Annotated in this window: 10 protein-coding genes and 1 tRNA gene; 3 read left to right on the plus strand and 8 right to left on the minus strand. The window is 37.4% G+C overall.

Annotated elements, in window-relative coordinates; translation table 11 throughout:
• Window positions 1-3 precede the first annotated feature (3 nt).
• The gene (rpoN, locus tag I588_RS24220) at window positions 4-1,305 is read right to left on the minus strand and encodes an RNA polymerase factor sigma-54 (RefSeq protein WP_010755971.1); all 1,302 of its coding nucleotides are present in this window, start codon (window positions 1,303-1,305) and stop codon (window positions 4-6) included.
• A gap of 53 nt (window positions 1,306-1,358) precedes the next feature.
• Here rpoN and I588_RS24225 point away from each other — a divergent pair.
• Window positions 1,359-1,430, plus strand: a tRNA-Arg gene (locus I588_RS24225).
• Window positions 1,431-1,571: 141 nt separating this feature from the next.
• On the opposite strand, the gene rpoE is transcribed toward I588_RS24225, so the two are convergent.
• Window positions 1,572-2,183: a DNA-directed RNA polymerase subunit delta gene (gene rpoE, locus I588_RS24230; RefSeq protein WP_010755970.1), complete on the minus strand. Its 612-nt coding sequence runs from the start codon at window positions 2,181-2,183 to the stop codon at window positions 1,572-1,574.
• Between the two features lie 73 nt (window positions 2,184-2,256).
• Window positions 2,257-2,691 carry a YwiB family protein gene (locus I588_RS24235; protein WP_010755969.1) on the minus strand — a complete coding sequence of 145 codons (435 nt, stop codon included), beginning with the start codon at window positions 2,689-2,691 and terminating at the stop codon, window positions 2,257-2,259.
• Window positions 2,692-2,831: 140 nt separating this feature from the next.
• On the opposite strand from I588_RS24235, the gene I588_RS24240 reads away from it, so the two are divergent.
• Complete coding sequence (locus tag I588_RS24240; protein ID WP_010755968.1) at window positions 2,832-3,641, plus strand: lipoate--protein ligase family protein; 810 nt, start codon at window positions 2,832-2,834, stop codon at window positions 3,639-3,641.
• A complete protein-coding gene (locus I588_RS24245; protein ID WP_010755967.1) occupies window positions 3,634-4,998 on the plus strand; it encodes an HD domain-containing protein in 1,365 nt (454 codons plus the stop codon). The genes I588_RS24240 and I588_RS24245 overlap by 8 nt, the downstream gene beginning before the upstream one ends.
• A gap of 25 nt (window positions 4,999-5,023) precedes the next feature.
• Here I588_RS24245 and I588_RS24250 read toward each other — a convergent pair whose 3' ends face one another.
• The 5 genes from I588_RS24250 to I588_RS24270 all read right to left on the minus strand — a co-directional run bounded on the left by I588_RS24250 (window position 5,024) and on the right by I588_RS24270 (window position 13,309).
• Window positions 5,024-6,346 (minus strand): NAD(P)/FAD-dependent oxidoreductase, encoded by a 1,323-nt coding sequence (locus I588_RS24250; RefSeq protein WP_010755966.1) that lies wholly within the window; start codon window positions 6,344-6,346, stop codon window positions 5,024-5,026.
• Window positions 6,343-7,830 (minus strand): AcpB/EbpR/MafR family transcriptional regulator, encoded by a 1,488-nt coding sequence (locus I588_RS24255; RefSeq protein WP_010755965.1) that lies wholly within the window; start codon window positions 7,828-7,830, stop codon window positions 6,343-6,345. Before I588_RS24255 ends, I588_RS24250 begins: the two co-directional genes overlap by 4 nt.
• Before the next feature lie 201 nt (window positions 7,831-8,031).
• Entirely contained in the window at window positions 8,032-11,877 is a 3,846-nt protein-coding gene (locus tag I588_RS24260; protein WP_010755964.1) for a WxL domain-containing protein, read from the minus strand.
• Window positions 11,867-12,223 (minus strand): hypothetical protein, encoded by a 357-nt coding sequence (locus tag I588_RS24265; RefSeq protein ID WP_010755963.1) that lies wholly within the window; start codon window positions 12,221-12,223, stop codon window positions 11,867-11,869. Before I588_RS24265 ends, I588_RS24260 begins: the two co-directional genes overlap by 11 nt.
• 33 nt (window positions 12,224-12,256) lie before the next feature.
• Window positions 12,257-13,309 (minus strand): WxLIP family cell surface protein, encoded by a 1,053-nt coding sequence (locus I588_RS24270; protein ID WP_010755962.1) that lies wholly within the window; start codon window positions 13,307-13,309, stop codon window positions 12,257-12,259.
• Between the last annotated feature and the right edge of the window lie 18 nt (window positions 13,310-13,327).

Genomic DNA, 13,327 nt, shown 5'->3' on the forward strand with positions numbered 1-13,327 from the left:
GGCTTAATCAAATCGTTTTCTTTTAGAAGAACTAGCAATTCCCATTGCTTCTCGGTACTTAGCCACTGTTCTTCGGGACACTTTTTGCCCATTTGTTTTTAGCATATCTGCAATTTTTTGATCAGATAGCGGCTTGTTTTTGTTCTCATCGTCAATAAATTGTTTTATTAACTGTTTAACTTCATCAGCAGAAGTGTCCTCATCACTAATTTTATTAACAAAAAAGCTTCTTAGCTCGAATACTCCAAAATCTGTTTCGATATACTTACCGTTTACAGCACGGCTGATGGTTGATTCATGTACTTCTAACTCTTTAGCTATGTCCTTTAGCATCAAAGGCTTTAAAGCGCCCTTCTTTTCCAGAAAGAACGGCTCTTGATATTTTACAATCAAACGACCCACTTCCAAGATTGTATCTTTGCGCTGTCCAATAGTTCGTTTTAACCACTCATATTGTTGCAGTTTCTCTTTTAAGTATTCTTTAGTTTCAGAATCTGCCTGTTTTTCTAAACGAGTAAAGTAATTCTCATTAAAATTTAGTCTTAATTGTCCTCTTTTATTGGAAAGAACGGCTAATTTTCCTTCTTTACGAATCAAAGTAAGATCTGGAATAATGAAGTCAGGAACACTTTCTCCAAAACCCGCTCCAGGAAATGGATTCAAAGAACGGATGTAGTCAATGATTTCTTGAACCTGCACCATCGTTAAATTGTATTCTTTACCTAATTGTTCAAATCGATGATTGGCTATTTTTTCAAAAGCTTCCTCTAATAGTAAGTATGCCAAATCAGGTGCATAATCATCTCGCTCAGTTTGAAGCATCAAGCATTCTTGTAAATTTCTAGCTCCTACACCTGGTGGGTCTAATTGTTGAAGCAGTGTCAGTGCATCCAGAAATTGAATATCAGTTGCACCCATCTCTTGTTTAATTTCTTCTTCATCAACCTTCAAGTAGCCGTTTATATCGACATATTCAACCAATACCAGCATGATTTTTCTTAAAAAAGTATCACGATAGTTTAAATGAATTTGATTAATTAAGTATTCAAAAAGAGATTCATGCTGATCGGGAATTTGTCCGATAAAATCTGATTTTTCTGAGCGGTTTCCCATCATAGTAAGATCACTGCGGATTTTTGGCGCAACTACTTCGATTAATGGATTTTCCAAAGAAACAGTTTCAACATAGTCCCGCAGCTCTTCAGTATTAAATTGCAGCATTTGAATGGCTTGTTGCAGCTTTTGCGTCATGGCCAGCTTTTGTGTTTGTTGTTGCGCTTGCGAATAACCTTGTTGAAACTTCATTGTAATTTCCCCTTGTTTTTTTTAGATAATGTGCTAAACTAATAATCGTTGCTGCGCCCTTAGTGTAGTGGATATCACGTAAGATTCCGGTTCTTGAGACGGGGGTTCGATTCCCTCAGGGCGCGTCTTATAAGCAGTTTTAAGTATACATGAATTTACAGGTTTTGACAAAATGCTTTTGTGAACTCTCAACTAAACATCTGAATATTGGTTTCAAGGGAGCTGAGAAGCTCTCTTTTTTTTGAAAAAAAAGAGCAGGCCTGAGCCTACTCTTCATCTTCTTCGTCATCATCAAAATCATCATCATCGTCATCAATAACGCTTAAATCATCTTCGATTCCACCAGGAACAACTTCTTCGTCGTCGGTGTTTTCATCAGCACCAATTTCTTGTAAATCAGAGTTGTATGCTGCAATTTCATCATCGTCGTCGTCATCATCATCAACAATGTCGATATCTTCATCATCGTCGTCGATCAAATCAGTATCTTCAGGATCGTCGTCGTTGTAGTCAATTGCATCGTCATCTCCATTGATGAAGGCATTGACCCTCTTGCGCTTTTTGCGACGTGGTGTTTCTTCATCTTCTTCATCTAACCCATGATTTACTTCTTCATCAATTGAATCGATAGCGTACCATGAACGCAATCCCCAACGATTATCTCCAAGAGAAATGAAGCTTCCATCAATATTTAAGTCGGTATAAAATTGGGCTAATGCATCACGAATCTCGCTGTCTGACTTGCCAAGGTATGTTTGGATTTGATTCACTAAATCTGAAAAATCCATTACCTCGCCGCGTTCTTCCAGGATTGCGTGTGCCACTTCAATCATTGATAATTCATCTTTAATTAAACCATCAAAAACACTAAGTTCCAAGTATGACACGTCCTTTCAAAGTCTACTCCTTATCATACAAAATCACTGACTAAAAAGCAAACCTTTCTTTATCTTAAGTAGTAAATTCTAAAACTAAATTGTAATCGCCAACTTTTTCATTGTGCATCGAAAGAGAATAATCAATTGTTATGATTCCTGAAAACGGCCGATCTTTCAAACTGACATGAAGTTTATGCGTGTTAGTTGTAATTACAAACATCCCATAAGGCGTCTTGTAACTAGTTTCTATTTCCTCTCGATACCCAAATTTCATCCGCAACCGCATATCCCCCGAACGAATTAATTGCACATGAGAATCAGGTGTAATCTTCATTGTGACAGGCACTTCACTGCCATCAGGCTGTTCCTCTTTGTAACGTATGTACAGTGTGCTTCCCATTTGAACGACTTGTCCAAATACATCAAAAACAAATTCTTCGACCTCGTTGTTTTGTACTACCTTTGTTTGCAATTTTATCTTAGCTGGAATTCCGCCATTGTTATTCACTGAGTCTCGCCCCTTTCCCTTCTATTTTTCATGGTTTTAAATTTTTTGTCAACTACTTGCTTTATTTTGGGAGCTTGTACTACGCGAAACGCATTTTTTTGTTTATACTTGTACTAGATATTGTTTGAGAGGAAGATTTAATGAAGACTGCCTTGCTGTTTGATCAAGGGATGATCTCCCATGAACACCATTTTAGCCCTTTTGCTTTAACTGATGTTTTAACTACTTATACTGGCGATAATAATCAACCAATTATTCATTTTTGGCAGCTTTCCCAAACACTCATTTTAGGAATGAAGGACAGTCGTGTTCCTCATCTTAGTGAAGGATTAAAGACCATTCAAGAAGCTGGTTACTATCCTTTATTACGAAACTCTGGTGGATTGGGTGTTGTCAGTGATTCAGGTGTTTTAAATATTTCTTTAATTTTACCAAAACAGGCAATTAATAATTTGTCTATTGATGATGGTTATCAAGCAATGCTCGATTGGTTAAACCGTACTGTTTATGGAACATCCGTTAGTATTAAGGCTGGAGAAGTCCCTGACTCCTATTGTCCTGGAAAATTTGATCTTTCGATTGACAATAGAAAAATCGCGGGTATTGCACAGCGCCGAGTAAAAGAAGGTGTAGCGATTATGATGTATTTAAGTGTTTCTGGTAATCAACAACAACGAGGAGAATTAGTTCGGTCTTTTTATAGGGCTGGGTTAGACGAAGTTGGAACCCAAGGCTATCCGTCTGTTAATCCAGACAGTATGACTACTCTTTCCGATGTATTTGCTGATCAATTATCAATTGACGAGGTTAAAAGAAATCTTCTTGAAGGTATTGATTTTAGTGATCACACTTCTCACCTAGTTGATTTTTATCAAACTGAGGAATTTCAGCAACGTTTAAAAAATATGAATCAAAGAAACCTTAGCATTCAGGAGGACTTGCATGACTAACTATAAAAATCAATTATTGCCAATGGAAAAAGTTTTCCGAGATCCTGTTCATAACTACATTCATGTTCAGCATCAAGTTATTTTAGATTTAATCAATTCACGTGAAGTACAAAGATTGCGTCGGATTAAACAGTTAGGAACCTCTTCTTATACTTTTCATGGAGCCGAACATAGTCGCTTTTCTCATTCATTAGGTGTTTACGAAATTACACGCCGAATTTGTGATATTTTTAAGCGGAATTATCCTATTGAAAAACTAGGAAAAGACGGCTGGGATGATTCACATCGGATAGTTGCCTTATGCGCAGCGCTACTTCACGATGTTGGTCATGGCCCCTACTCTCATACTTTCGAACATATTTTTCATACAGATCACGAGGCGTTGACGGTTGCTATCATTACTTCTCCAGAAACAGAGGTTTTCCAGATTCTAAATAACGTGGAAGAAGGTTTTCCAGAGAAAGTTGCAAGTGTAATCACAAAAACCTATAGTAATCCTCAAGTAGTTCAGATGATTTCTAGTCAGATTGACGCGGATAGAATGGATTACTTATTGAGAGATGCTTACTACACAGGTACAGAATACGGAACATTTGATTTAACACGTATTTTGCGGGTGATTCGTCCTTATGAAGGAGGGATTGCATTTGCTATGAATGGAATGCATGCGGTTGAAGATTACATTGTGAGTCGGTATCAAATGTATGTACAAGTTTATTTTCATAGTGTTTCTCGTGGTATGGAAGTCATTTTAGAACACTTGTTGGATCGAGCTCATGAATTAAGTCAAGTGGATCCTGAGATTTTCGCTTATCATTCTCAACTATTGCTGCCGTTTCTAAACCAATCCTTTACTTTAGAGGATTATTTGAAGCTGGATGATGGCGTTTTGAATACTTACTTTGCCCAGTGGAGTGATGAAAAGGATGTCATTTTAAGCGACTTAGCTCAGCGTTTTCTTAATCGGAAACCGTTAAAATCGGTGGCTATCGATTCATCGGATAATCCACTATTAAATAAAATGCGTGAACTTGTTGAAAAAGTAGGATTCAACCCTAAGTACTACACAGCTATTAATTCAAGCTATGACTTACCGTATGATTTTTACCGCCCAGAGCAGGGACGCCATCGTACACAAATAGAAATAATGCAGTCAGATGGTACATTAGTAGAATTGTCTCAAGCGAGCCAGCTTGTGGCAGCCTTAGCTGGTCAGGGTCAAGGTGACGCTCGTTTTTATTATCCAAAGGAAATGACTCAAGCCAACCCTAACAATGCTAACCTTTTTGATGATGATTATACTGAGTTTGCCAGCTATATACGTAATGGCAAGTTAACAAATATGAACAAACGCTAGTACTATTTTTTGTACCAGCGTTTGTTTATTTAGCTAAATAGTCTAAGGCGATTTCATTCAAAAAGTGTGTGACATGGGATGGATAGGCTGCATGAAAGAAAAAATCATGGGTAGCTAATTCTCTTACTGTCATTTTCCCACGAACAACTACTGAAAAGAGATTGGCATACGAACTAATATCCGCTTCTGAGGCTGCTTGTATTCCTAGTATTTCATTCGTATTTTCATGTACAAATAAAACAACATAAATTTCTGGAGAGCCTTCTCCATGCAATGAATAAATGCCATTACTTTTTTCAATACTGTATGGGGTGAATCGTTCATTACGTTTTTGGGCACCACTACGTACAATAGTTAGTCCAACAGCCGCAAACACATTTGTCTTTGTACTTTCGAATTTTAGTTCTTTATTTCCGCTGATGTGATGAGCTGCTACTAAAGCTGTTCGAACCGAGTTATTGATTAACGGCATATAAAATTTCTCACTTATTGGCATCAATGGTAATCGCAGCATATCTCCCAATACATAAATGGAGTCTTCCGCCTGAAACTGACTGCTCACTATACTGCTGCCGTCGATATCCAATGAAATTATCTCTTCAAGTAGTTTATGGTTTGGCTCTAAATTAGGTGCTTTAATAATCATATCAAATTCAAATTCTCCTTGATTCGTATGAATACAAGCACTATTTTGGCCCTCTTGTATCGATTCAAAATCAATTCCCGTATAAAGTTGGACATTCTTCTCCTTTAATTTCTCCACAATCGCTTCTGAAATTACTTCGTCAACGGCTAATTCCAGCAAACGATCAAATTTCTCTAAAATAGTAACTTGAAGCTCCGGTTTATATTGCTTCAAAGCTGAAGCTAGTTCAACACCTATAATTCCGCCACCTAAAACAGCAATTGAAGAAACATTTTCTTCTTGAAGCTTTTCAAGCGTACGTTGTGCATCTCGTAGCATTTTAGTTTGATAAACTAGGTTTGTCCCTTGCTCAATTGCTAATGGACGTTGGATAGAGCCAATCGCAATAATCAGGCGATCATAGGAAATCGGCTTAGTACGCTCATGCTGTTGGATAATCACTTCTTTTGTTTCTGGGTTGATTTCTATGCATTCACTTTCCAAATGGACATCGATTCGTTGCATTCTCAAAGCCTCTACATCATACAAAACGGCTTCCTCTAACGAGTTTATTTGTCCGCTTAATAATTGGTTTAAGCCATTTGGAACGTAGCCTAGATACTTCTCTTTTTCATAAATAGCTATCTTAAGTTGTTTGTTTAATTTACGGAGCTCTATAGCTGCCTGTACCCCTGCGAAGGAGCCCCCAATAATTATAATCATAGCTTATAGTCTCCTGTCTCGTTTGCTAATTCATTCAGAATTTCTTTTAAGAGATGGATATCGTATTCATTACCTATTTCAGAGATTGTATAATAGTTCTCTACCTTTTCGTCTTTTGCCATTTTATGGTCACTGATAACCAAGTGGTAGTATTTTCCTGGAATGTAATCTTCAAATTCAACTGGATAATTACTGGTTAACGCTTCAATAAGTAGTAATTTATTGGCTCGGTTGCTTATACGATTAAAAGAAAAAGATAAACCTACAATAATCTCTCGAACATTTCTACGAGAAATCAATAACAATATATCTAGATATACACCAAATAGGACGTATTCAGGAATTAAAATTTTGCGATATTTTTTGGCAAACTTTTGTACTCTCCGCACCATTTCTTCTACATGAAGCTGATAGGAATCCATTTCCGGAATTCCTTCACCAGCTGAAGCTGCATGCTCATAATACTCCTCAAACCATCCAGAAAATTTGAAGACGTTAAAGTGAATCCTAAAAAGAAACATGGTAATCTCCAACCACAATCCTGGATTTTTCTTTTGACTAAAAAACTGATGCTCATTTAAATAATCAAAAATAATGTCATTCATTTGAATTACCGGCGTCCGCTCTTGAAAGTTCTTTTCATAAATATAATAGCTTACGTCATCAGTCGCAGAAAAAATATTGATGTTACATAGGAAGAAATAAAAACTTTTCAATTCAAAAGTTTCTATCGTAATTGCGTAGCGCTCTGAGTAAATAGACAAGGCTTCTTTTACTAATTTCAAAACCTCTTGAGAAATTGTTGCCTCTTCTTCTTTAGTAATATGGATTTGGAACTGTTCTTGTTTTTTACGTCTTTTACCAAAAATTTCTAAATACAAAGCAATTTTTTGACGAGTATCTTCCGGAAAATTCTTTTGGAAAGTAGCTTCTAGATGATCAATCACCATTTGCCGCATAGAAAGCTCAATCTCAGAGGTTACGCGGGATTCTGTGTACCACAATAACTGAAAATAGAAATACCGAATTTGCAGTTCATCTCCTTGTACTTCTCCATTCTCTAAAGTTAACTTGAACTCTTTCAACGCTTCATTCAATTCTTTGATCTTTCTAAAAAAAGAAGCACGGCTAATTTGAAATTTCTGGGTAAAGTAAGAAATTTCTTTTCTTAGACCGTCTAGATGCTCCACGAGTAATTGATATTTCACTGAATCTTTCAAGCGATCAATCATTAACTCATGAATAGTAAATTCTGGTGCAAGTTTCAAAAATAATCCAGAGCCTGAAAAAACAACTCTTAATTTTCCATTTTGTGCTTCAAGAGAGGCGTTAATTTCGTCTAAGTACTTATGCAGAGTTGGCAAAGAGACTTGAAATTCCCGCATCAACTCTTCTTTTGTGGCTGTGCCTCCACTGCGATAAAGTTTACGAATAATTCGTATTTGTAAATCAGAAGACCGATCAAGTAAATGATGGATGTTCATTATCTTCACCTCCTAATTTAAGAATAAATGAGAAAAGGAAAAATTACAACTTAGACAAAATTATTTTATCCAAATTTCATACATTTTGTTGATAACGAACGAAAAACAAAAAGTAATAATGTTTTTATGAAGAAACATTTCCCGATAATCACATATATAACAAAAAAACTCGATGCACGCTTCTATGCATCGAGTTTCCTTTTATTGCGTCGGTTCACTAACCAAAGTCCATTGAATTTCAGTCTGATAGGACTCTTCAGCCTTCACCTGACCTTTTGGTATTGTTAACTCCACATCTTCTGATGCCCACTGTAAAGTAGAAATTTCTTTACCAGATTCAGTCGTATTATCAGCTCCAAAAATCGTTTGTGCTTGTGTTTCTCCAGAAAGGACGATTTCTTTGGCAAACATCGAATTCTCAGCTACTTCTGGAGTCATTTTGCTATTTCTAGCAATGCCTCTTGGAATTGTCAGTTCTGCTCCCTTGATTTCATGTCCATTTACTGACTGAAATGGTTGTGTTTGCTGAACCTTTAGTTGCCAACCATTTTCCTCAAGGCGAGCATCTGAAACTTGTACCCATTGCTTATCCAATAAGCTTCCAGTAGTAGAAGGTGCAGGCAATGCATGATACGTCTTAGTATCAAATTGTAGTGGTACCCTGCCAAAATTGAAATTATTAGGAATATAGTCTATGCGCAGCTCTCCTGTTTTTTTCGTGCCTTCATTTTCTTGCCCATTCTCTGGACGCGATCCTGGTTTTGGATCGTCTGGATTAACAACTTCTGGAGGTCTATTCGCGTCAATACGAACCCCAACTTCGTATGATAATCCTGATTCAGTTTGCGCATAATCAGGCGAAACAGTTAGTAATACTGTATAGATTCCTGGCTTATTTTCTATTTTTGAAAAGTCATATTCAATGTGCTCTGTCAGATATATTTGTTCAAAATCCTGCAGCCGATAGCTAATAGCCTGAATAGAATCCTTTATTAACTGTTCAAATTCTTCTTGGCTAAATTCTTCGATCTTATAATAGGAAAGTTCTACATCATTACCTGTTAAAATGTGGCTAGCAGTGTGAATGATTAATTGACTTTCAATTGTTGTCTCATTTCCAGCGTCATCTTTCAATATGACTGAAACTACATGCTCTCCCGGCTGCTGCATGTATTGTTGCAACTGATCAGCAGATTCAACAAACTGACTATAGACACTAGCATTTGGATTTGAATCACTTCGATTTGCAGTAAAAGATTCAACAGCTGGCAGTTCGTCTCCCACCACAGCATGAATTTCTACTGCCTCTCCTTTTGGAGCAGTTGTATCTAGTACTGTTACCTTGGCAGTATCTGACTTTCCATCTTTAAAAGCATAAGCTTCTATGTCATTCCCTGCGGTAAAAGTAGGCAATTCCTCAGAGATCGTGAATTCAAAGTTTCCAGCATCATCTGCTTGAATCGTGTATGGAAGAGACTTCTCATCTGGAGTCTCACCCGTTTCGACTTCCACAGGACTCTCTACTAAATTTTCTTCCGCTGGAAAGCTTGCTTGCCCATTTGGCACAATTGTTTCACTTATTCGAACATAAGCATCTGGGTTGGTTTGTCCCTTGACAACTTTTGAATTTTCATCGTCAGGATTATCAACCGGCTGGTTAGAAATCGTGACATCTACATCAGGAATAAACTCGAATAATAGACGTTGAAAACCTGTGCTTTGTCCCGTGTCAAATTTCTCTAAAAATTCCTGACGGATTTTAGAATTTACCGAACGACCTTGAAGGTTATTCCGATCTACGCTATTTGTTCGATAAGGGATTTTCATTTCAAACATCGGGAACCAATCATATCTTGGAGCCTCTGTATTTCCTCGCTCCCAAGCCTTAACTCGCTGCACATCAACCTCAAACACACCATTGCTGCCAGACATATAAATAAGCGCTTGATTGCTAGCAGGTGTAGACATAAACTCTAAATCAACACTTTTCGCGTCACTAAACACAAATTCTGAATTTGTACCTAAGTTTAATAAATAGTATGTCCCGGTACCAGTGCTATCGGCTCTTAAATTGAATGTACCCAGCCGTCCTACTTTGAATTTGGCATAATTCCCCGTACTGAAAATATCAGCAGTAGAAGAACCTCGATTAGTCGAAACAATATCAACTATTCCACCTTCTAAACCAAGCTCTGGGTCCTCCTCTTTTACTTCAAAGGTTACTGGATTAGATGAACGCCCGCTGCTCAAGTCCACCATAGATCCAGTTATTCCATTTGCCTGAACTGATAATTCTGCCGCTGCACCTACTAAGAACTGACTTCGAGCACCTGCATTTATTGCCTTTGCTGCTGCAGTACCCTGCAAATTCATGTTTATTTTAGATTGTGGTTTCAAATCAAAAAGACTATCATATCCCATAGAAATAGCGGAATTTGCTCCTCGGATGTTTTTGATATCAAAATTAATTTCTGCTTTTTCTCCTAAGTTAAAGGTACTGGAATTTCCAATACTAATAATATCTCTAGTACCAGAATTGCTATCCTTAGACACGGTCATTTTACTTTCTTCATCCATAATAAACTCATTATTACTTGACATGTTTAAAATACCGTAATCATCTCGCTCGTTTCTATCAGGGTGATAGCGATAAGAATAAGTAACAGTGGAATGCTTCTTCATATGAAAATTCCCGTTTAAATCAATACCGTAACCACTTGCTTCGCCAGTTGATGAGCTTGATTCATGCTTCGCCTCTAAAGTAACATCTGCAGATTCCCCAATAACAACATTTCCACCATTTGAAACAGCGATATTTCCTGAATTTTGAGTACTTCCCAAAAAAGTAGAACCATTTAACATTTCAAAATTTTGGATTTGTAAATTTGCTTGTCCGCTGTAATTCACAGTGTGCTCTTCATTATCGACAGGAGAGACATAGGATAGTACTATGTCGTTAATTATATCGCCTGAGAATTTGACGTCAGTACTTGTCGCATAAAGCATTTGACTACCGATGTTAGAATAATTGTGAAAAACTTGAGTTGAACCACTGTCAGCACTTCGAGCGGTCAATGGACCATAATAATTCCTCGAGTAAGCGGTTAAATTCTGAACAGCCATGTGCCAAATACCTCCGCCAAGTCTAAAGGATGTTCCTCGAAAATCAACTGTGTGCCCATTTCCTTCAATTACAACTTCGCGATTTCCGTTATTAGAGTTTTGTAAAGGATTGTGATTGTTACTAGTACTAAAATCCACCACAAAATCATTCATTATATTAAAGACAACAATATTTGGATCGTCCCAAGCGGCTTGAAAATCCTCTTTGTTGTAAATCAGCTTAATTTGTTCGCGGGGATAATTTCTTAAATCTTTCTCACCAGTTTGGAAGTTTGGCAGCTCTGACTTAGTAGAAGCGCTTGGATATTGATAAGTAGCAAAATATTCATCCATAGCATCAGCTTGATTCATTTCCATTATTGAATTGTCTGCTTCAACTGATCCAACTGCTGGTTCACTTAACTCTGCTTCTTCTAATGGACTTACTTCTGATTCATTCACTACTTTTTCATCTTCACTTACTGCGGGTTTCTCGCCAACTAAAGCATCCTCTGTTCTTTTTGTAATAGTTAAAGGATGTGAAAATAATGGCATCTCACCACTTTTTTCTAGTTGTAACTCAAAAGATGTGCCTTCCTCTACTTCGGGATGCAGGCGAAATTGCAATTCACCTGAAGCATGTTCTTCGCTTAATCCAGTGAATACAAGCATCTGATCCTGTTGAATTACTTCAAGTTCTGGAGAAGCTCCTTGATATACAATTCCTTCAGATATCATTAAGCGATAAGTACTTTCTTCCGGTATCGCTTCTATAGATTGATCACTGACGATTAAAGAGAAATCGTCACTCACTTGTGACTCTTCTTCTGCCCTTAAGGCAACACTTAATGTATCAACCGTTTCGCCAACTGCTTTTACCGGTAAAAAAAGGAAAGAAGGTAATAGCAGAATAAACGCTAAAAATAAGGTAATTTTATTTTTCAATTGCCTCTCCCCCTTTTTTCCTCTTCAATAGCAGCAATAAGATAAGTAGAATCAAAAGTCCTGCCCAGTGCCAATAATTTCGAATAAAATTTGTTCGCGGATATGAAGAAGCAGACTTATTACTTTTTTGACTTTGTACTTGTGGTCTTTGCTGAAACGCCATTTCCTGCTCCCTTAAGCTTGATTCGCCTTGCGGTCCTGCTGGCTGATTAGGCTGCGGCGGTTCAATATCGGCCCAACCTTCTAGCCGTATAGCTCCTTCAGTCTCTGCCGCAAATGTCTGAGAAACACTCACAGAAAAGAAGCAAGCAAAGAGACAAAGCATTAAAATTCCTATTTTTTTCATTGCTTGCACCCTCCTTTTTTGCTTAATTCTTTACTAAGCGACACGGTTGCGTTTACGAATCAATAAAATAAGTAAGATCAAAATTAGAATCCCTAAAGCAACAATTACATATAAAAGCCAGTTAGTTGGCTGCTCAGGATCATTAAGTGCTTCCTCATTTAATCTACGAGCGTCGTCTGCAGTTATTGTAAAATCTTCATCCCATTCCCAAGTTTGACTACTCCATTTAGGATCATCACTTGTGGCCGTTAGCCGCATGGTATAATCGCCTGGCTTTAAAGGCTGTTCATTGAGAAAAACAGGATAGGCAAAATTTGAGTTAGGTGCCATAATCATCCCATCTGACTGATTTTCATACAGCACATCATATTTTCCTTTTTCAGTAATCTTTGCTGTGACAGATAAATTTCCTAAAATAGCAGGACGATCATTTTGCAAGTTAGCATTAATTACTTTACGATAATTATTTAATCCCGTAGTCACAGTCAATAAGTTCATATTTGGTTCTTCAATTTCCTGCTGAACGGTCATTTTGATAGCCAGTGCATAACTATATTTATTATTGATGACAATTCCCTCTTCATCACCATCAGTATTTTGACCTTCCTTTTCAAAATACCATGATCCTAACAGCACACCAGGTTCCACATCTTGTGGAATATTGATAGTAGCATGTACTAGTTTCTCTGATTGTGGTGCGATCTCTGTTTTAGTGTCTGAAGCGGCAACTTCAACTAATTCTGAAACAGGGTGCTTTAAACTGCGATCAAATTCTACCGGTTGCATCGTGTAATTAATTTCCCCGTTACTATTGGTAGAGGCTGTAAATATCTTGGATACGACAACGATGGGCTCGTTAGTTGGATTTACTAATTTTGCTTCGATTGTTCGTTGTTCACCTGGCGTTACAGCCAAATCATAAAATGAGCTGGAACTATCTACCTCGTTTCCTGGACTCACTTTTTGGACACTGTAGCCTACACCTTTATTAGGATTTTCTTCTGCCTGTACATTTGTCGGCAAAAAGACAGCTCCTATCAAGGCAATCAGCAAAGCAACAATTCCCACACTATTTTTCTTTCCCATCGTTATCACATCCCCTTA

Origin of the sequence: Enterococcus pallens ATCC BAA-351, from assembly GCF_000407485.1 — a bacterium.
GTDB lineage: Bacteria > Bacillota > Bacilli > Lactobacillales > Enterococcaceae > Enterococcus_A > Enterococcus_A pallens.

What these genes read in the sequence shown, in the direction of transcription:
- rpoN (WP_010755971.1), bottom strand. Translation starts at nt 1,305, where the DNA reads ATGAAGTTTCAACAAGGTTATTCGCAAGCGCAACAACAAACACAAAAG.
- I588_RS24240 (WP_010755968.1), top strand. Translation starts at nt 2,832, where the DNA reads ATGAAGACTGCCTTGCTGTTTGATCAAGGGATGATCTCCCATGAACAC.
- I588_RS24245 (WP_010755967.1), top strand. Translation starts at nt 3,634, where the DNA reads ATGACTAACTATAAAAATCAATTATTGCCAATGGAAAAAGTTTTCCGA.
- I588_RS24250 (WP_010755966.1), bottom strand. Translation starts at nt 6,346, where the DNA reads ATGATTATAATTATTGGGGGCTCCTTCGCAGGGGTACAGGCAGCTATA.
- I588_RS24255 (WP_010755965.1), bottom strand. Translation starts at nt 7,830, where the DNA reads ATGAACATCCATCATTTACTTGATCGGTCTTCTGATTTACAAATACGA.
- I588_RS24265 (WP_010755963.1), bottom strand. Translation starts at nt 12,223, where the DNA reads ATGAAAAAAATAGGAATTTTAATGCTTTGTCTCTTTGCTTGCTTCTTT.
- I588_RS24270 (WP_010755962.1), bottom strand. Translation starts at nt 13,309, where the DNA reads ATGGGAAAGAAAAATAGTGTGGGAATTGTTGCTTTGCTGATTGCCTTG.